Consider the following 17,585-nt stretch of genomic DNA (forward strand, 5'->3'; position numbering starts at 1 on the left):
CCCCCACCTACCGTCTTTCCCGGGCGGGCCCGCGCCCGCGTGTCGGCCAGGCCGCGACGATGGTGCGGTCATCGTGCAGACCGGGCAGGTCGAATCCGACGAGCTGACCGAAAACATGCTCGGCGGGTCGCGGCCCGGCGATCTGCGGCAGCAGCGTGGCGAATTGTTCGGGCACCAGCCGGATCGCATCGGCCATGCCGTCGCTGGCCAGCACCACCATCAGATTCGCCGGCACGAACGTGAATCCGGCGATCACGCGATCGGCATCACGCGGCAGCGACGGCGTGACATTGCTGATCATTCCGCGCTTGGTGGCGTGCTGGGTAAGCCATTTGGTGGCACCGGAATTCAGATCCATCAGCAGCAGATCGCAGTCGCCGACGGTCGCCCAGGCCAGCGGATAGCCGTCCGCCGATACCGGGCCGAGTGCGGCGAAGGCCAAGGTGCAGGCCGGGATCGAGGTGCGCTTGTTGTCGCCCGCGCCGTTCGGGCTGCGGTAATCGAGCTCAGCGGCCAGTTCGTCGACCGACCCCGCGTCGAGTTGGGCGGCGACCTTCGCGGTGATCTCCGCTGCGAGCGGCTCCCAGGTGGACGGATAGCCGATGCGATCGAGCGAGCTCGCACACCGGTGCAGCAGCGTCAGGCAGGTGCGGGTCGCACGCTGCGCGGCGGCATGGGAATTAGCGGCCGAACCGAGCCCGTCGGCGACCGCGAGGTAGACCCAGCCGCGATCGGGATCACCGCCGATGGCGTAGGCGTCCTCACGAGTGTTGCCGTCCTTCGCGTGCGAAAGTCCCACCTGCGTCGCGGCATACACGTCGTAACGGCCGCTGCGGCCGCGGTCGACCGTGAGTCCGCTCACGCCCGAGGTGGTCAGTGCGGGCAGTTCCACCGGGCGGGCGGACTCGGTGTGCTCGACATGCTCTCGGCGCGTGGTCTCCTCGCCGCGTTCGGGGGCGGGGACATCAGCTCGGGGGCGCACCAGCAGGACCGCCGCGCCGGTGGCCGTCGCGGCAAGGAAACAGATGAGGGCCGCAGGTAGCCACCACAATCCTGACCGCTCGTGCGCGGGTTCGGCGATCGAAACCATCAGCAGATCACCCGTCTTGTTGAGGGGGCGGACGCTCACTTCGTTACCGTCGACATCTCGCACCATCTGCCGTGTCGACGGCGCCTTGAACTCCGGTGGGAATTTGATGGGAGCACCCGAGATCAACGCGCAGGTATCGCCCGCCTTGTTTTCGATTTGCGCTCGTACCGGCGAATTCAGCACGGCCACAGCGGTTTGCGGCTCAGCGGCCGCCGGTGGGCAGCCGCCGGTGCCTTCGGCCAGGACCCGATCGGCGACCCTATCCGTCGTCCAGCGGTCGTTCCCGCTGTCACCCAGCAGTTGCACAATGATCGACAGCAGCGCACCCAGCAGTGCGATCCCGGCCACCAGCAGAATGGGTCGGCGGCGAAACGTATCCAGCGTCATGGCTATTCAGTCCAGTTCCCGCATACCGAGGGGCGTACGGAACAGGAACCTGCCCTGCCCGACACTGCTGCTGATCGAGAACTTGATGCTGTTGATGATGGCGCGCAACAGATCTCCCGGCGCCACACTGCCCTGGGCGACACAGGCGACGCCGACCGGATTGCGGGAGCGCAACTGCCGTACCGTGTCCTCGCGCACATCACCGATGCCGAGGGCCACCACCACCGGGCGGAACGGGTGGCCGGGCGCCTCCAATCCGGCGCGTACCGGCACCCAGACCTCGTCGGGCTGGAATTTGCCGCGCACCTGGGGATTTCCGTCGGTGAGGAAGAAGATCACCGGCGTGTAGGTGTCCAGCCGGGCGCTGGCGAAGCGCTTGTGGTCGGAGCGCAATTGCCGGTCCAGATAGCGGAATACGTCCGCGTAGTCGGTCGCGCCCTGGCGTGGCAGCGCCGGAATGGACGGATCGATGCGCAGCGGAGTCAGTGGCAACACCGCGACGGCGGAATCTCCGAAAGCAACGACCGAAAGATGTGCGGTGTCATAGGTGGTCGGATCTTCCTCCAGCACATTGAGCATATCCGGCAGCGCCTGCTCCACGGTCTCGAGCGGCGTGATCTTCTGGTTGGTCCACGCGGGATCCCACATCGACCGGGAGACATCGCAGACGACATAGAACGGGAACACCCGGCTGGCGCTCACTCCGGCCTGGGTGAGTTGGAAACGAGTATCCTCACGCATTCCTGGCTCCGATTAGTTGGAAATTTCTGCGCGGCAATACATTCCGCGAGCGGTGGCCTGTTGGTCGGCGACGACCTTGCCGTCGACGGTGATCTTGCAGCGGGCCGCACCGGCGGGATCGGGTGTGCCCTCGACGAAGACGACGAATCCGCCGGTCCGGTTGCTGACCAGGGTGTGCGAATAGGGCAGTGTCGTGGCGCCCGCACCGAGATAACTGCTGGCGCCGTCACTCCAGCTCAGATCGCGGACCTTGCCGTTGCCGGTCACGTCGAAGACGACGGTGTGCTTCTTGGTCTTGTCCGACGTTCCGGTGGGACCGGTCGGGCCCGTGGGTCCGGTGGAACCGGAATTGTTGTTTCCGTTCGAATCACCGTTTCCGCCAGAGGATCCGGTGCCTTTGCCGGTGGGCTGATCCTGATTCGAAGCCTGATCCACCTGCGGTAGGTGGATATCGAGATTCGACCTGCCGACCGCGAAGAAGACCGCGGCCGCCGCGACCACCGCGAGAACGGCGGTGAGTAGGTACTTCACTGGGTTCACTTTCCTGCTCGCCAAGCCCGGTGGACGGGACCTGGAATCAGCGTCCGGCAAATCCGGTGCGGAAACATCCCCGCCGTATCACTGAGTGACACGTTCATCGAAATCGGCTGGGTGTGCATTGATTACGGTCGCCTCGGGATGCGACGCTGAAGGGTTGGTCAGGGGTGCGTTGGGGGTCGGTACCGAACACGGGTCGGTACGTTTCGGGCCCCCTGAGAGTCGCGGCACCGACCAACGAATAACCAACGGCCGTCCAACGAGGTGTCGGTTTGACACCCGTGGCGATGCGGTCGCACACTCGTCGCGACCGCGCATTTCTCGCGCGGCCGGTTTCCACTTCCCGAGAAGGTCGACATGATGTGTCGCCGCTGTGCTCCGGTCGCCTCGGCGGTGCGATATGCCCGATGACAAAACCGTGATCGGGCGTGCCGTCGCGATTATCGAGGCGGTCGCCGATTCCCGGGATCCCGTCTCGCTGGCCACCTTGACCAAGCGCACCGGCATTCCGAAACCCACCGTCCGTCGCATCGCCAACGATCTGGCCCGACGCGGCATGCTCGAACTGACCAAGGACGGTTACCGCGCGGGTACGTTGCTGATCTACCACGGTCTGCGCGCGGCCCAGCAGCACGGTTTCGTGCTCACCGCGCAGCCCTACATCCAGGACCTGTATCTGCGCACACGCGGCGAAATCGTCTGGTGCGCAAGCCTGTACGGCGGGGAGCTGACCCTCAACGGTTCGGCGTTCGGCCGCAACTACGCCGCGGTGATGAAGCGGCAGAACTGGCCGAGCCTGGCCTCGTTCGGGCCCAGTATGGTCCTCACCGCGGCGGGACGACTGCAGATCGCCGCACACGACGAACAGGCCGAACAGATCTTCGCCAGGGGTTGGGCGCCGCTGACCCAATATTCGGTCACCGATTCGCGGAAACTGCGGGCATTGCTCGACGAGGCCCGCGATACCGGATTCGTGCACGAGCGCGAGCAAACCCTGGTCGGATGGAGCTGTGTGGCATCGGCCGTGCGCGACGGCTCGGGTGCGCTCATCGGCGCGATCGGGATCACCGGCCGCAGTGCCGTTATCGAACAACGCAGTCTGCACACCGGCTTGATGCGCTCGGTGGAGTCGCTGCAGCACGAGCTGCGCGAAGACAGCTCGGCGGGCCTGCCGCTCGGCAAACCGATGAAGTCCTTCGGGGAGATCTTCACCCAGTACCCGCGCTGGACGCCGAACCTCGCATCGCTGCTCGATGTGACCTCGGACTGACCTCGGATTCCGATGCCCCCGAGGCGATGGGCAGCAAACCCGAATTCCCTCCCGTACTATCGCGATCGGGAACACCGGCCGGGTAGATGAAGGGGGACGGTGTTGGAGATTCGCCTACCGGCGACCATGCGCAACGGGGGTGCGTGGTTACGGCGCTTCGCCGGGACGACTCCGGGTGCCATCGGCGCGGTCGCCGTCGTCACCGTGGTGTTGTGTCTGCTTGCCGGGTTGACTTCGGCCGATCAATTGAGCGGCAAGATCGCGCGGCGCGATACCGTGCTGGAGCACACCGAACCGCTGGCCTACGCCGCGCAAACCCTGTACGTCGCACTGTCGGCCGCTGACGCGTCCGCGGCCACCGCCTTCCTGTCCGGCGGCATCGAATCACCACAGGTGCGCGGGCAGTATCAGCAGGCGCTCGCCGAGGCGGCCTCCGCACTCGCGGAGGCGACCGCCGGGGCCGCCGATCAGCAGACCAGGAATATCGTCGCCAAGATCGCCGCCGACCTGCCCGCCTACACCGGCCTGGTCGAAACGGCACGGGCGAACAACCGGCAGGGGTTCCCCGTCGGTTCGTCGTATCTGCGCGAGGCCTCACTGCTGATGCAGAATTCCTTGCTGCCCAACGCCGAAATGCTGAGCAAGGATCGCATGGCAGCGGTGCGCCAGGATCAGCACGATATCGGCGGGCTGCCGTGGACGACCGTCGTGCTGCTGATGATGGTTCTCATCGGTTGTGGCGGTGGCACTTTCGTCCTGCTGCGGCGCACCAATCGCCGGATGAACCTCGGCCTCGCGGTCGCCGCGGGGGCGACCGCCCTCGCGCTGTTCTGGGTGGTCGCCGCGACGATCATCGCCGCGGCCGCACTCGATACCGGCAAATCCGGGGCGACCAGCCGCTTCGAAACCCTGACCCAGGCCAGGATCCTGGCCCAGCAAGCACGCACCGACGAAACCCTGGAGTTGATCACCCGCGGCGATATCACCACGAGCGAAACCGATTACCGCAAGCACACCACCGATCTGGCGGATCGGTTGGCGAGGGTAACCGGGTCCGATTCCGCGGCCTCGCGGAGCGTGCTGGGCTGGACTGCCGGACATGCCAAACAGCGTGAGGCCTACGAGGCGGCGAACTATCCAGCGGCCGTGGCACAGGCCATCGGCACCGGTCCGGACACCTCGGCGACGCTGTTCGCCCATCTCGACCAGCAGTTGCGCGACAACCTCATCCAGGAACGTGGTGCGTTGCGCGACGGCGTCGACTCGGCGGGTGCGACGTTGACGCTCAGCCCCGCGGGGACACTGGTACTGATGTTCGGCGCCGCGGCCTCGACCGTCACCGGCCTGTGGCCACGGCTGAAGGAGTTCTTGTGAGACGGCGAATCATCCTGCGGCGGGCCGGTTTCGGATGGATGGCACTGGTCGCGGTGACCGCGCTGGTCACCGCATGCGGCTCCGGCATCCAGGCCCCGGCCGCCACGAATGTGGCCGCGGTCAACCCCAAGCCCGACCTCGTCGAGATCACTACGCCACCGCAGACCGAATCCGGCGGCAATTGCGATCCGGAGGCCACCCTGCGTCCCGGGCCGTTGCCGAGTCCCGGTGCGATGCCGTCGGGCTCGGCCATGGCGGCCATCGTCGCCAATGGCAAACTGCGGGTCGGGGTGGATCAGAACACCTACCTGTTCGGCTTCCGCAATCCCAGCACCGGACAGCTCGAGGGCTTCGACATCGATATCGCGCGCGAGATCGCCCGATCCCTTTTCGGTGATCCGGACCGGATCGAATTGCGTTCGGTCACCGCGGCCGAGCGGATACCGGCCCTGCAGAACAAGCAGGTCGACCTGATCGTGCGCACCTTCTCGGCGACCTGTGAGCGGCGTCGCGATGTCGACTTCTCCGGGATCTATTACCGTGCGACGCAACGCCTTCTGGCCATCCGCAACTCCGGCATCCGTACGGGCGCGGATCTGGGTGGTAAGCGGGTGTGCGTCACCCGAGGCACCACCTCACCCGGGCCGCTGTTCAGCCTGCCCAAGCGACCCGTCGTCCTTGGCGCGTCGAATTGGACCGACTGTCTGGCCGCGCTGCAACAGGGGCACGTGGACGCGATCAGCGGCGACGATCCGATCCTGGTCGGTCTGGTGGCCCAGGACCGGAATCTGGAGATCGTCGGCGAGGTGATCGGCACCGGCGCATACGCGGTCGGCATCGCGCAGGGGCATCCGGATCTGGTCCGCTTCGTCAACGGCGTGCTGGAACGCATCCGCGGCGACGGCACCTGGCAGCAGCTCTACAACGCCAGGCTCAGCGCCCTCGGCCCGTCGCCGGGTCCACCGGACCTCCGCTACAAAGAGTGAAACCATGCAGCTACTCACTCTCGCCGAAATCGACGCCGAATTGACCACCCGCACAATCGAATTCGATGCCATCACGGCCACTCTGCTGGAACTGGACAAACATCCGGGCCACACGCTGCTGCAGCGGTATCCGCCGACCGGTGTGACCGAACAGCGCTGGCTGCCGGTCCGCGCCGCGCTCGCGCTGATGTGGGAGGACTACAGCCGTCTGCAGATCATCCTGGAATCGGCGCGCAAGGTGCGCGGCACTCGGGCGCGCCTCGACGACGGTGAGCGCGCCGAACTCACCCGGCTGCTGCGTGGGCGTCCCTACGAGGCCGCGCGCACGCCGATACCGATGGCGCAACGTTCGCTCACCGGACCCGCCGAAGAGGTTCTGTTCGTCGGACTCGCCGATACCGTTGATCGCATGCGGGCCACCTTCCCGGAAATCGCCGAATTCCTCGACGCGATCGATGCGGTGAACACGAGGGTGATGTCGGGCCTCGCGCCACTGCAGGACACCCTGGACAAAGCAGGTGCGGCCGGGGGCGAGACCACGCAGTTGCGCGCGATCGGCGACGGCATCGCCGAATTGCTGAGCCGATCGGCGACCGATCCACTCGCGTTGACGGTGCCGGAGATCGATGCGCGCATAGCGGAGTTGTCGGGGGAGTTGCGGCAGGTGGCCACCATCCTCGCCGAACTCGATGCGGTCGTTGCGGATTGGGCCGAGGCGGTCGCCGAAACGCGCAGGCGCTTGGCGGTGCTGCGGGCCACCCGAGCCCGCGCGGCGGAGGCACGGACACAAGTCGAGGTGAAGATCCTGGCGGGCCCGTTGCCGGTGTACGAGGACAACACCGCCGCGCTCGAAGCCGAACTCGATGCGTTGTCCGCGAAATCGGGTGCGGCAGCGGAGTTGGTCCGGTTGCGCACGCAAATCGCGGACGCGGCCGCGGGAGCGGCCACCGTGCAGGAATTGGCTCAGGGCCTGCTCGATCGGCGTGGCGAGTTGCGCGGACGACTGGCCGCCTACCAGGCGAAGGCGGCTCGCCTCGGCGTCAGCGAGGACCGAGATGTCCTGGCCTCCAATCAGATCGCGGCGGGTCTGCTCGCGCGGCGACCGTGCGATCTGGCGGCCGTTACCCGGGCGGTCGCCGACTTCCAGCAGATCATCGGGGAGAAATCGGGGCGGGGCAGATGACCTGTAATGAGCCGGGCTGCGGCGGCACGATCGAAGACGGATACTGCGCGGTGTGCGGCACCGCACCTGCCGAGGCGACCACTGTTTCGGCGGAAATCCCTATCCCGCATGAGGTTTCGAGCGAGGCCCTGGCCTGTGCCGAACCGGGCTGCACTGGAACCATTGCCGGTGGATATTGCGACGCCTGCGGCACGGCTCCGGCTGAATCGCGGCAGGCTATCTGTGCCGAGCCGGGCTGCGGCGGAAACATCGTCGACGGCTACTGCGATGCTTGCGGCACAGCTCCGGCCGGAAATTCCGGAACTTCCGCACTGTCGGCCCGCTCGGGAAGCACCCGCGCCTCCGGACGTTCGGTGCGCACCGGCCGGTCCTCGTCGAAATCCAGCGCTCGCGGTCGGCTCGGCGCGGGCATGGTGGAAGTGCCGCGGATCCCGCGCATCGACCCGGCCACCGCGGTCCTGGCCGATCCGCAGGTCGCCGAGGGAAAGCGGTTCTGCGGCAAATGTGAACGACCGGTCGGCCGCGGCCATGACGGTACGCCCGGCCGCACCGAGGGCTTCTGTCCCAACTGCGGCACCCGGTTCTCGTTCACACCGAAGCTGAGCAAGGGCGATCTGGTCGGCGGACAGTACGACGTGGTCGGCTGCTTGGCGCACGGCGGGCTCGGCTGGATCTATCTGGCCACCGACCGCAATGTCGCCAACCGCTGGGTGGTGCTGAAAGGTCTACTCAATTCCGGCGATCTGGACGCGATGGCGGCGGCGGTCGCCGAAAAGCGATTCCTCGCCGAGGTCGAACATCCCAGCATCGTCAAGATCTACAACTTCGTCGAGCACCGCGGCGCCGACGGTGTCGCGGTCGGCTACATCGTCGTGGAGTACGTCGGCGGGACGTCGCTCAAACAGATCCTGCGCGCCCGCCGCGACGCCGAGGGCAGCTATCTGCCGCCACCGCAGGCCATCGCCTACATTCTGGAGATGCTGCCCGCGCTCGGCTATCTGCATTCGCTCGGCCTGGCGTACTGCGATTTCAAGCCGGACAATGTGATGCAGACCGATGAGCAGCTCAAGCTCATCGATATGGGCGCGGTGATCGCCATGGACGATCAGGACAGCCCTATTTACGGCACCATCGGCTATCAGGACCCCGAAATTTCTCAAAGCGGGCCGACCGTGGCGACCGAGGTCTACACCGTCGGACGCACTCTCGCGGTATTGCTGATGAATGTGCCGCAGCAGGGTGGACACTTCGGCGCACTGCCCGATCCGGACGCCGAACCGCTACTGGCGAAATACGATTCGCTGCACCGATTCATCCTGCGCGCCACCGAGGCCGATCCAGAGGCGCGTTTCTCCTCGATGGAGGAGATGGCCGATCAGCTGACCGGCGTGCTGCGCGAGGTGCTGAGCATCGATGACGGTGTGCCGCGTCCCGGAATGTCGGCCTACTTCGGGCCGCCGCGTGGCGTATTCGGCATTCAGGAAGCACCGAAGCCAGCGAGTATCGTTGCGGCACTGCCTGTTCCGCTGGTCGATCCGAACGACAGCGGTGCGGCGCTGCTGGCCACCACCGGCGGAACGTCCCCCGCCGAACTGGAACCGGCCTTCGACGCGGGACTGCGATCGGTGCTCACGACCCGCGGTGCGTCCGTGGAGATTCCATTGCGGCTGGTCCGCGCCGCGCTGGAGGTCGGCGATCCGGCCGACGCGCTGCGCCGACTCGACGAACTCGCCGACACCCTGCCCGGTGACTGGCGGCTGGCCTGGTATCGCGGTCAAGCCGAGCTGCTCGTGGGCAATACGGTTGCGGCACATGCCGAATTCGATGCCGTGTACGCCGCATTGCCCGGTGAGGCAGCGCCGAAGCTCGCACTGGCGGCCGTCGCCGAACTCGCGGGCGCGCAGTCGGATCGGCAACAGGCCGCGCGCTACTACGACACGGTCTGGCGCACCGACCACGGCTTCGCCAGCGCCGCCTTCGGACTGGCCCGGCTGCGCAACGCGGACGGCGATCGCGACGGCGCGGTCGCCGTACTCGACCAGATGGATTCGGCATCGGCGCTCTACACCGAGGCGCGGCTGACGGCGGTGGAGACCATGCTGGCCGACCGCACACCCGATGAACTGTCGGAAACGCTGCTGCGCGATGCGGGCGGACGGGTCGAGGCATTGCGAATCGAATCGAAAAGCCGTGGCGCACAGGTGCGAATGCGCGTGCTGGACGCCGCATTGAACTGGCTGCGCACGGGAAAAGCACCGACGACAGATGGGGCGCTGCTCGGCGCCAACCTCGATCAGGACGGAGTACGAACCGGTTTGGAGCGCTGCTATCGCGACCTCGCCCGCGAAACCGAAGATATGTGGGCCCGATTCGAGCTGGTGGATCGTGCCAATGCGATCCGGCCGAGGACGAACCTATGACCGGACCTGATACCGCGGTGCAGCCGCGGTGCCCGGAGTGCGCGGCGCGGGTCGGGGTGGCCGACCGGTTCTGTGAGGCCTGCGGCCGCGAACTCGGCGCGCGCAGAATCGCGCTGCCGCGGCCGGATCCGGATGCGGCGCCGACGTGTGAGGGTTGTGGCGGCACCCGATACGACGCCGACGGTTACTGCGGCGGCTGCGGTCAATTGCGGCCGCAGCCGGATCGATTCGAGGCCGATCTCGGCGCGGTGTATGTCATGACCGATCGCGGTATCGCACACGCGCGCAACGAGGATGCGGTCGCGGCGGCGGTATTGGAAGACGGGGCCAAGCGCCCGGTCGTCTCGGTGATCGCGGTCAGCGACGGCGTCTCCACCTCCGATGATCCGCAGGCGGCCTCGGGCGCGGCGGCGCGTGCGGGCGTCGATGCCTGCCTCACCGCATTGGCCGAAGCCCGCTCGGGCACGGCGGTGGTCATGGCCGGGCTCACGGCCGCGTCGCAAGCCGTCCGCGATATCGCGACGCACGACGGTCACGCTCCATCATGCACCTACGTTTCGGCCATCGTGCGCGGATACGGCGGCGACGGCGTGGAGATCACCGTCGCGAATGTCGGTGACAGCCGGGCATATTGGTTGCAGGGCGTCGGCATCGAGCCGATCGCGGGCGGGAATTTGCCGTCGACGCGGCTGACCGTCGACGACTCGTGGGCGCAGGCGCTCGTCGATGCAGGTGCCATGGACGAGCAGTCCGCGATGCGGGATCCGCGGGCGCATACCTTGCTGCGCTGGCTCGGGGCCGACAGCGAGGACAAGGCGTGGTCGGACCGATGTGTGAAGACCTTTCACACCACGGGTCCCGGGGTGCTGTTGCTGTGCAGTGACGGACTCTGGAACTACGTGTCCGATCCTGCGGCGTTGGCACGGATGGTAAGCGGGTTACCGCGCGAGGAGGCGGCGCGGGCGCTTGTCGAATTTGCACTACGGTCCGGGGGGAGCGACAACATCACCGTCGCGCTGGTGCCGATCGGGCCATCGGTCGATGCAGGAGTAGCACAGTGAGTTCCATTGCGAATAACGGTATTTCGGTAGCGATAGACCAGAACGAATACCTGGCCGAGGGCGCGGACACGGTCGACGCGGTGGTGACCGTGGAGACCGGCGCGGATTTCGTGGCCGCCGGACCGGAACCGGAGCGACTGGAGGTGCTGATCATCGACTGCTCCGGATCGATGGCCACCGGCAAGAAGTTCGAGGGTGCGCGCCGAGCCACCCTGGCCGCACTCGATGTATTGAAGGACGGCACCCGGTTCGCGATCATCGAGGGCACGTCGATGGCGCGGCTGACCTATCCGGGCGACAAGCCATCGGTGCCCGTCAACCGCGATACCAGGGCCGCGGCCCGCCGCGCACTGGACAAATTGCGGCCCAACGGCGGCACCGCCATGGGCACCTGGCTAGGACTCACCCGGCAGCTGGCCAAGAAACATCCGGATGCCATGGTGCACGCCATTCTGCTCACCGACGGCAAGAACGAACACGAGGAACCAGCGGCACTGGCCGCCGAGATCAAACAGTCCGAGGGAATCTTCACCTGTGACTGCCGCGGCGTCGGCACCGACTGGCAGGTGGATGAATTGCGCACCATCGCCTCGGCGCTGCACGGCACGGTCGATATCGTCGCGGATCCGGCGAATCTGGCCGCGGACTTCGCCGCCATGACGCAGACGTCGATGGCCAAGGCGATTCCGGAACTCACCCTGCGGGTGTGGACACCGGCGGGCGCCACCATCCAGTTCGTCAAGCAGGTCGCGCCGACCATCGAGGATCTGACCGCGCGACGCACCGATGCCGGACCGCAGCTGGGGGAGTACCCGCTCGGCGCGTGGGGTGCGGAGGACCGCGACTACCACGTGCAGGTGCGGGTCGAGCCCGCCGCACCCGGACGGGAGAAGCTCGCGGCCCGGATCAGTGTGGTCGCAGGCGAGGAGGTGGTCGGTCAGGGATTGGTGCGTGCGGTGTGGACCACCGAGACCGAGCTCTCGGCCCGGATCAGCAGGCGCGTTGCGCATTACACCGGACAGGCCGAACTCGCCCAGGTCGTGCAGGAGGGGTTGAGCGCGCGTAAAAACGGTGATGCGGAGACCGCGACGGCGAAGCTGCGGCGCGCGGTCGAGCTCGCCGCCGAATCCGGGAACGAGGGCACCGCGAAGCTGTTGCGCGGTGTGGTCGAGGTGGACGAGCGCAATGGCACGGTGCGGTTGCGCGCCAGGGTCGAGGCCGCGGACGAAATGGCGTTGGACGCACGCTCGACCAAGACGGCGCGGGTACGCAAGGAGGGGTGATGGCGATTGCCACCTGTCCGGACGGGCATCAGTCCGTCGCGACGGATTACTGCGATGTCTGCGGTTCACCGATCGGCGCGCCCGCACCGACGACCGCGGCCGCGCTGTGCCCGTCGTGCGGGTCACCGAGCACTGGCCGCTTCTGTGAAGTCTGCGGCGCCGATTCGGCGCTGCCGACGCCGGAGCCGCGTGCGGCCGCGCCGACCGAAATCGTCACCGCCACCGCGGTTTCCGCCGCCGAGGTCGCGAGCGCGGCCGCTGTCGTGACATGGGTCGCCACGATCACCGCCGATCGTGAGTTCTACGACCGCGTGCAGGCCCGCAAGGGCCCCGACGCCGACCAGGTCGAATTCCCGGCGTTCTACCCCGAGCGCCGAATCACCCTGCGCGGCACCGACATCCTGATCGGCAAACACAGCGTCTCCCAGGGGCTGCAACCCGAGATCGATCTGGGCATCGCCCCCGCCGACGCAGGAGTCTCCCGCGCCCACGCGATCCTCCGCCTCGCCGAAACCGGCATAACCATCACCGACCTCGGCTCCACCAACGGCACCAGCCTCAATGGCAGCGAAGACCTGATCCCCGGCAAGGTGCCCGTCCCGCTCCAGAGCGGTGACCGCATTCACCTGGGCGGTTGGACCACAATCATCGTGACCGCGGAAAACCTCTGAGCGAATACTGCACCCCTCCTCGCCAGCTCACAGCCGTGAGGGGTTCGCTGATCGGGCGACGGTGACGCGGCGTTTGCCTCGCTGATCAGGTCCGCAGTCGTCTCGTCCAGCGCGGCGATGACGTGGAACAGGAACCGCCCGGCCGGGCTGGTGTCGATGCCCTGCTCGAGCAGGGCACCGGTAGTCGAGTCGGTCGGCGGAAAAGAGTTGGGCAAGATGATGTTCGAACTGATAGCCTTCGGGCCACCGTGGCATCAAGCGAGGAGGTGAGACCCATGAACACTGTATCGATGTGGGGGCTCCCTCTCGTCGTCACGGTCGGGCGAACGATGTAGCTGTCGCCGGGAGCGCCTGAGCAACAAGGCAATCCCGAAAGGCGACAACCGATGAATTCTATGAATTTCACTGCGGGTATGGGTGAGCCCACCGTAGTGATCACACGCGTTGCACAGACGCAATGGCACGCGGTGGCCGACGACCGAGTGGTCGGCCGCGGCAACACTTCGCGGCGGCCCGACGGTCGAAGCTTCCTCAGCATCGACTCATGGCACGACACGGTCTTCGACCAACTCGCTGGTGCGATGCTGCCGGAGCTTTCGAAGCCGCTCTACACGGTGGTCGATGAGGTCGACGTGGACCTGAGATCTGCTTGGGAGCGGACCGGTTTCACAACCCGCCGCCGTGAGTGGGAATACCTCGTATCCACAGACCAGCACGACACCGGGCTGGACTCGGTACCGGCCGTCGAGGGCGTGACGATACTGCCGGTCGGCGCGGCACAAGTAGTACCGCTCCTCGAGGCCTACACCAGGATCCGTGCCGAAATCGACGCCACCGTCGGCTGGGACTCCATGCCCGCCGAGATAGTTACCCGCCCGGACGGGATCGTCCCGGTCGATCCGGCGCAGTATGCGGTCGCAACCCGGTCCGATGAGTATGTCGGACTGCTCCGAGTCGCATCCCGACGTCGGCACGCACGTATCGAACTCATCGTCGTTCGAGCCGACCAACGCCGCCGAGGTGTCGCCCGAGCACTGCTCGCCCCGGTACTTCGCTCGCTGCACCAATCGGGGATCGAAACGGTATCGGCGTATGTGAACGACACCAACACCGCCGCGGTAGCGCTGTTCGACGGCATCGGCAGCAGCCGCCGCGCAGGCAGCAACCTGGAGTTGGTGCTGCGATGACGACCACGGCGAAGAACGGCAGGGGCATCGAAATCGAAGGCACCGTCGTCGAGTGTCTGCGCAACGCCACTTTCACAGTGGAACTCGCGAACGGGCACAAGATACTCGCACATATCAGCGGGAAGATACGGAAGAACTACATCAAGATATTGCCGCAGGATCGGGTGCTCGTGGAGCTCAGCCCGTATGACCTCACCCGCGGTCGAATCCTGTTCCGGTACAGGACGTAACGGAGGACCAGGACACGGCCGAATCGACGTCGCTGTCTTGATGGCCATGGTATCGGCGACCGGTTCGATGACGGTCGCCGATACCATCTCGGCCGTTGTCGCAGTGGCGGACACCGAACGGTGCATCCGGCGTTCAGCCGTGCTGCACTTCGCCGAGATCGAACAGTTGCCCACCCGGTCGCGGATTGCGCCGGCAGGGAAATGCGGCGCGACTCAGCGCCCGGGGTTCGGCGACGACTCCAACTCTCGTAACACCTCGCCGATGCGCCGCATGACATGGGTGCGCCAGCCGGCGTCCATGATCATGCGGGCCTTCTGCTGGAGCGGATGGTCCGGATCGAATCCGGCGTGTTCCAAGAACAATCGGGTGCTCTTGCCCTCGGCCTCGAGCGTCCAGGTGATCGTCCAGTCGGCGCCGTGCTCGGCATTCGGGTCGACGTCGCGCCAGCCGACGCGCAGCATCCGCTCCGATTCGAAGGCCAGCACCTCGGCCGCGATCGCACCGGAAAAGCCGATCGCCGGAACGGCTTTCGCATCGATGGTGTAACGATGCCCGACCTCGAGCCGGAAGTCGGACGGCATGAACCACCGCGCGAGCAACTCGGGCTCGGTCAGCGCACGCCACACCTTCGCCGGCGGGTGCGCCAGGAATTCGTCCACGTGAATGGTGGTCGTCGGTCATCGTTACTTCTGTTCCATGGTGTCCAGCAGTTCACGCAGCCCGGCCAACTTCTCGCGCCAGAACTGCTCGAACGGGTGCAACCATTCCTGGATTTCGTACAGCGGGGCCGCCTCGAGCCGATACAGCCGTTGCCGCCCCACCTTGTTCTCACTGACCAACTCGGCCTCCCGCAGCACCCGCAGGTGTTCGGAGAAGCTCGGCCGCGCCATCTCGAAATGCGCGGCCAGATCGGTCACCGGCTGCGGTCCGCTCTCGCGCAGCAGCCGCAATACCTCGCGCCGAACCGGACTGGCCAGTGCCGCGAAGAAATTAGGACCTATCGGTCGGTTACTATGCGCGTAGTATGTGCTCATGGGGTTCGAGTGGCCGGACTGGGCGTTCGCGCACCTGATCGGCATCGGACCCCGGGAGGTACGCCAAGTCCTCGAAGGAGCACGGCGCTGGCCGCGGATCGCCGATGACGGGCACGTGACGGTGTTGTCGGTCTGGGGTCGCACCGGTACCGGGCGGCCGCTGATCGTGGCGACGCGCCAACAGGACCAGTGGACCTGGCTGATCATCGGCGCCCGGGAAATGCGCGCCGACGAACTGAAAATGTTCGAGGAGTGGGAACAGGAGAACCGGTGATGCGTGAAAAGGATTTCCCGTCCACCCCGGACGAAGTGGCGTCGTTCATGGATCGGCTGGCCTTCAGCGACGAACCGGTCCCGCCGGAAAAGGCGCCGCCACCACTCGCTCCCGGTGACGACATCATGGTGACGAGCTCCATCCGTATGCCGCTGGAGCTGCACACCCGGGTCAAGCAACTCGCCGACAACCGCGGTATCGGCCTGTCGACGCTGATCCGGGAATGGATGGAGGCGGCCATCGCCGAACTCGATGGCGACCAGCTCATTTCGCGCGCCGATGCCGTGCGCGCACTATCGCGGCTGCATCCCATCCACCGCGCGAGCTGAGTTGGTGCGCCCCTTGCGGGTATCTCGGTCGTCGGCGGGAAGCCGATGGACCTTCCGTTGTGGTCGCAGCAGAATGCGCCCATGAGCAACGAGGTGCGAGGCGCGGTGGTAGCCGGGCTGATCAGGCTCGCGGAAAGCCCCGACTACCGAGACCGGGCGGACGCAGGCCGCTGCCTGGGGGCGCCGTAGTATCGGCCGAATTCGGGCGGATATAGCGTAGCTGCCGGTCAGTGGGTGCGGGAAGTGTCGGGGCCGATGAGGCTGGTCAGTTCGCTCGGTCGTGAGTTGTGTCCAGAGCGTCGTGCCACCCGCGCCCGTCGAGGACCCGCCGGTCGATCAGAATCGGCGGCTACGGCCGACGACCGTCGCGGAGGTCGGCGATATGGGTGGCTCGGAACCGATCGCCTGGCGCGGCGCACGGTACCGGACGGTCCTGCACTGCCGGAGGTCAGGCGGGGACCACCTCTTCTCGGCGAGCTGTGATGGCCTGATGCACGGTGAGGAAGAACAGCACGAATCCGATCGTCAGAAGGATGTGACCGCCGCCGGCCAAGTGCGACAGCGGCTTGTATTCGCCGTACTCGAGGACAGTCCGGGCACCGATGATGGTCATGCACGCCACCATCCAGAGGACACCGGCGTTGTAGACGGCGAAGAACCAGCGATAGGCGCGGGCTTTCGACAGGGCGAGTTGGTGTTCGAGCACCAGGACGATCAGGAAGAACAGTGTTCCCAACGCCAGCAGGTGGAGCCGGACGATTTCGCGGCGCTGTGGTAAAGCGACGCGAACGACCGGTTCCCGCACCCGCTGCGGTATGTCAGCCGTTTGGCCACCAACGACGAGGTCGCCACGCATCGGGCCGCCGTGTGCGCCCGCTACGGCGTCGAGGAAACCGAGCAGATCAACCTCGCCCTGCACACCCTCACCACCTCCGAGCTGCGCATCGAAATCGCCGGTGACTCAACGGTTCTCGGCAAGGGCGAACCCCGCGAATACCGCGTCCTCGGTGCCCGGACTCCCTATCACGCGGTGATGCTCACCCAGACCGCCACGGGCGGTGTCGACAGCCCTATCCGCTGTCGGCTGTTCCGCACCGAACAACTAGCGGCACGCTTGGCCGCCATCCTGCCCCCAGTTCTTCCGGGCAGCGCCAAACCGGGCACCTTCCACGTGGAGGACCTGGGTTCCAGCAATAACGGACACGGCCATGGCCGCAACAGTCCGCTGGAACGTTTCGATCGTCTCACTCAGCACCGCTCAGGCGCGGGCGTCGCCGGCCTGCTCGCCGGATACCTGCACAGCCGCCCGGCTCCCTGGTACGCCCTCGGATGGTTCGATACCGAAGGCGATGGCCGATACGTTCAGCAGCAAACCCGCGAACACATCACCGTCCGGCCTGCCACCACCGGCGATCTCACCAATTTCTTCGAAACCTGGATCGAATTGGCCCTGAAACGACTCCGTGGCGACGACCCCGACAACTGGTGATCCGATCGCGCCGGATTCTCGCCAAACGCGGTGACCAG

19 protein-coding genes are annotated in these 17,585 nt (G+C 66.5%); 13 read left to right on the top strand and 6 right to left on the bottom strand.

Translation table 11 applies throughout. The annotated features are described in order from the left end of the window. Positions 1-7 precede the first annotated feature (7 nt). Genes ACQPZ2_RS21345 through ACQPZ2_RS21355 form a run of 3 tightly spaced genes read right to left on the bottom strand, consistent with a single transcriptional unit; the run spans position 8 to position 2,749 of the window. Positions 8-1,477, bottom strand: coding sequence for a protein phosphatase 2C domain-containing protein (locus ACQPZ2_RS21345; protein WP_433527169.1), 1,470 nt, complete (start codon positions 1,475-1,477; stop codon positions 8-10). Between the two features lie 6 nt (positions 1,478-1,483). Continuing rightward, positions 1,484-2,218, bottom strand: coding sequence for a vWA domain-containing protein (locus ACQPZ2_RS21350; RefSeq protein WP_433527170.1), 735 nt, complete (start codon positions 2,216-2,218; stop codon positions 1,484-1,486). A gap of 12 nt (positions 2,219-2,230) precedes the next feature. Continuing rightward, complete coding sequence (locus ACQPZ2_RS21355; RefSeq protein WP_433527171.1) at positions 2,231-2,749, bottom strand: hypothetical protein; 519 nt, start codon at positions 2,747-2,749, stop codon at positions 2,231-2,233. A 406-nt stretch (positions 2,750-3,155) separates the two neighbouring features. Between ACQPZ2_RS21355 and ACQPZ2_RS21360 the strand changes: the two genes are divergently transcribed. The 10 genes from ACQPZ2_RS21360 to infA all read left to right on the top strand — a co-directional run bounded on the left by ACQPZ2_RS21360 (position 3,156) and on the right by infA (position 14,420). Continuing rightward, entirely contained in the window at positions 3,156-4,025 is an 870-nt protein-coding gene (locus ACQPZ2_RS21360; protein ID WP_433527172.1) for an IclR family transcriptional regulator, read from the top strand. Between the two features lie 99 nt (positions 4,026-4,124). Beyond that, entirely contained in the window at positions 4,125-5,399 is a 1,275-nt protein-coding gene (locus ACQPZ2_RS21365; protein ID WP_433527173.1) for a hypothetical protein, read from the top strand. Continuing rightward, complete coding sequence (locus ACQPZ2_RS21370; RefSeq protein WP_433527174.1) at positions 5,396-6,385, top strand: glutamate ABC transporter substrate-binding protein; 990 nt, start codon at positions 5,396-5,398, stop codon at positions 6,383-6,385. The genes ACQPZ2_RS21365 and ACQPZ2_RS21370 overlap by 4 nt, the downstream gene beginning before the upstream one ends. 4 nt (positions 6,386-6,389) lie before the next feature. Beyond that, on the top strand, positions 6,390-7,568 hold the full coding sequence (locus tag ACQPZ2_RS21375) for a hypothetical protein (RefSeq protein ID WP_433527175.1): 1,179 nt from the start codon (positions 6,390-6,392) through the stop codon (positions 7,566-7,568). Beyond that, on the top strand, positions 7,565-9,988 hold the full coding sequence (locus ACQPZ2_RS21380; RefSeq protein ID WP_433527176.1) for a tetratricopeptide repeat protein: 2,424 nt from the start codon (positions 7,565-7,567) through the stop codon (positions 9,986-9,988). Before ACQPZ2_RS21375 ends, ACQPZ2_RS21380 begins: the two co-directional genes overlap by 4 nt. Continuing rightward, positions 9,985-11,049, top strand: a complete 1,065-nt coding sequence (locus ACQPZ2_RS21385; RefSeq protein WP_433527177.1) for a PP2C family protein-serine/threonine phosphatase — start codon at positions 9,985-9,987, stop codon at positions 11,047-11,049. The genes ACQPZ2_RS21380 and ACQPZ2_RS21385 overlap by 4 nt, the downstream gene beginning before the upstream one ends. Then, complete coding sequence (locus tag ACQPZ2_RS21390) at positions 11,046-12,332, top strand: vWA domain-containing protein (RefSeq protein ID WP_433527178.1); 1,287 nt, start codon at positions 11,046-11,048, stop codon at positions 12,330-12,332. The genes ACQPZ2_RS21385 and ACQPZ2_RS21390 overlap by 4 nt, the downstream gene beginning before the upstream one ends. Next, on the top strand, positions 12,332-13,003 hold the full coding sequence (locus ACQPZ2_RS21395; protein ID WP_433527179.1) for an FHA domain-containing protein: 672 nt from the start codon (positions 12,332-12,334) through the stop codon (positions 13,001-13,003). Before ACQPZ2_RS21390 ends, ACQPZ2_RS21395 begins: the two co-directional genes overlap by 1 nt. Before the next feature lie 386 nt (positions 13,004-13,389). Next, on the top strand, positions 13,390-14,190 hold the full coding sequence (locus ACQPZ2_RS21400) for an N-acetyltransferase family protein (RefSeq protein WP_433527180.1): 801 nt from the start codon (positions 13,390-13,392) through the stop codon (positions 14,188-14,190). Next, positions 14,187-14,420, top strand: coding sequence for a translation initiation factor IF-1 (gene infA / locus ACQPZ2_RS21405; protein WP_433527181.1), 234 nt, complete (start codon positions 14,187-14,189; stop codon positions 14,418-14,420). Before ACQPZ2_RS21400 ends, infA begins: the two co-directional genes overlap by 4 nt. Before the next feature lie 213 nt (positions 14,421-14,633). Here infA and ACQPZ2_RS21410 read toward each other — a convergent pair whose 3' ends face one another. Both ACQPZ2_RS21410 and ACQPZ2_RS21415 read right to left on the bottom strand, forming a co-directional pair. Then, the gene (locus tag ACQPZ2_RS21410; RefSeq protein ID WP_433527182.1) at positions 14,634-15,080 is read right to left on the bottom strand and encodes an SRPBCC family protein; all 447 of its coding nucleotides are present in this window, start codon (positions 15,078-15,080) and stop codon (positions 14,634-14,636) included. A 24-nt stretch (positions 15,081-15,104) separates the two neighbouring features. Beyond that, on the bottom strand, positions 15,105-15,455 hold the full coding sequence (locus ACQPZ2_RS21415) for an ArsR/SmtB family transcription factor (protein ID WP_433527183.1): 351 nt from the start codon (positions 15,453-15,455) through the stop codon (positions 15,105-15,107). On the opposite strand from ACQPZ2_RS21415, the gene ACQPZ2_RS21420 reads away from it, so the two are divergent. Both ACQPZ2_RS21420 and ACQPZ2_RS21425 read left to right on the top strand, forming a co-directional pair. Next, positions 15,454-15,729 (top strand): hypothetical protein, encoded by a 276-nt coding sequence (locus ACQPZ2_RS21420; RefSeq protein WP_397054089.1) that lies wholly within the window; start codon positions 15,454-15,456, stop codon positions 15,727-15,729. The genes ACQPZ2_RS21415 and ACQPZ2_RS21420 overlap by 2 nt on opposite strands. Then, on the top strand, positions 15,729-16,058 hold the full coding sequence (locus ACQPZ2_RS21425) for a hypothetical protein (RefSeq protein ID WP_433527184.1): 330 nt from the start codon (positions 15,729-15,731) through the stop codon (positions 16,056-16,058). The genes ACQPZ2_RS21420 and ACQPZ2_RS21425 overlap by 1 nt, the downstream gene beginning before the upstream one ends. A gap of 448 nt (positions 16,059-16,506) precedes the next feature. Here ACQPZ2_RS21425 and ACQPZ2_RS21430 read toward each other — a convergent pair whose 3' ends face one another. Next, a complete protein-coding gene (locus tag ACQPZ2_RS21430; protein ID WP_433527185.1) occupies positions 16,507-16,863 on the bottom strand; it encodes a DUF2871 family protein in 357 nt (118 codons plus the stop codon). A gap of 21 nt (positions 16,864-16,884) precedes the next feature. Between ACQPZ2_RS21430 and ACQPZ2_RS21435 the strand changes: the two genes are divergently transcribed. Then, complete coding sequence (locus ACQPZ2_RS21435; protein WP_433527186.1) at positions 16,885-17,547, top strand: ESX secretion-associated protein EspG; 663 nt, start codon at positions 16,885-16,887, stop codon at positions 17,545-17,547. The last annotated feature ends 38 nt before the right edge of the window (positions 17,548-17,585 follow it).

The organism is Nocardia pseudovaccinii (genome assembly GCF_050942345.1).
Classification (GTDB): Bacteria; Actinomycetota; Actinomycetes; order Mycobacteriales; family Mycobacteriaceae; genus Nocardia; species Nocardia pseudovaccinii.

What these genes read in the sequence shown, in the direction of transcription:
- ACQPZ2_RS21350 (WP_433527170.1), bottom strand. Translation starts at nt 2,218, where the DNA reads ATGCGTGAGGATACTCGTTTCCAACTCACCCAGGCCGGAGTGAGCGCC.
- ACQPZ2_RS21420 (WP_397054089.1), top strand. Translation starts at nt 15,454, where the DNA reads ATGGGGTTCGAGTGGCCGGACTGGGCGTTCGCGCACCTGATCGGCATC.
- ACQPZ2_RS21395 (WP_433527179.1), top strand. Translation starts at nt 12,332, where the DNA reads ATGGCGATTGCCACCTGTCCGGACGGGCATCAGTCCGTCGCGACGGAT.
- ACQPZ2_RS21425 (WP_433527184.1), top strand. Translation starts at nt 15,729, where the DNA reads ATGCGTGAAAAGGATTTCCCGTCCACCCCGGACGAAGTGGCGTCGTTC.
- ACQPZ2_RS21385 (WP_433527177.1), top strand. Translation starts at nt 9,985, where the DNA reads ATGACCGGACCTGATACCGCGGTGCAGCCGCGGTGCCCGGAGTGCGCG.
- ACQPZ2_RS21400 (WP_433527180.1), top strand. Translation starts at nt 13,390, where the DNA reads ATGAATTCTATGAATTTCACTGCGGGTATGGGTGAGCCCACCGTAGTG.
- ACQPZ2_RS21360 (WP_433527172.1), top strand. Translation starts at nt 3,156, where the DNA reads ATGCCCGATGACAAAACCGTGATCGGGCGTGCCGTCGCGATTATCGAG.
- ACQPZ2_RS21375 (WP_433527175.1), top strand. Translation starts at nt 6,390, where the DNA reads ATGCAGCTACTCACTCTCGCCGAAATCGACGCCGAATTGACCACCCGC.
- infA (WP_433527181.1), top strand. Translation starts at nt 14,187, where the DNA reads ATGACGACCACGGCGAAGAACGGCAGGGGCATCGAAATCGAAGGCACC.
- ACQPZ2_RS21380 (WP_433527176.1), top strand. Translation starts at nt 7,565, where the DNA reads ATGACCTGTAATGAGCCGGGCTGCGGCGGCACGATCGAAGACGGATAC.
- ACQPZ2_RS21345 (WP_433527169.1), bottom strand. Translation starts at nt 1,477, where the DNA reads ATGACGCTGGATACGTTTCGCCGCCGACCCATTCTGCTGGTGGCCGGG.
- ACQPZ2_RS21415 (WP_433527183.1), bottom strand. Translation starts at nt 15,455, where the DNA reads ATGAGCACATACTACGCGCATAGTAACCGACCGATAGGTCCTAATTTC.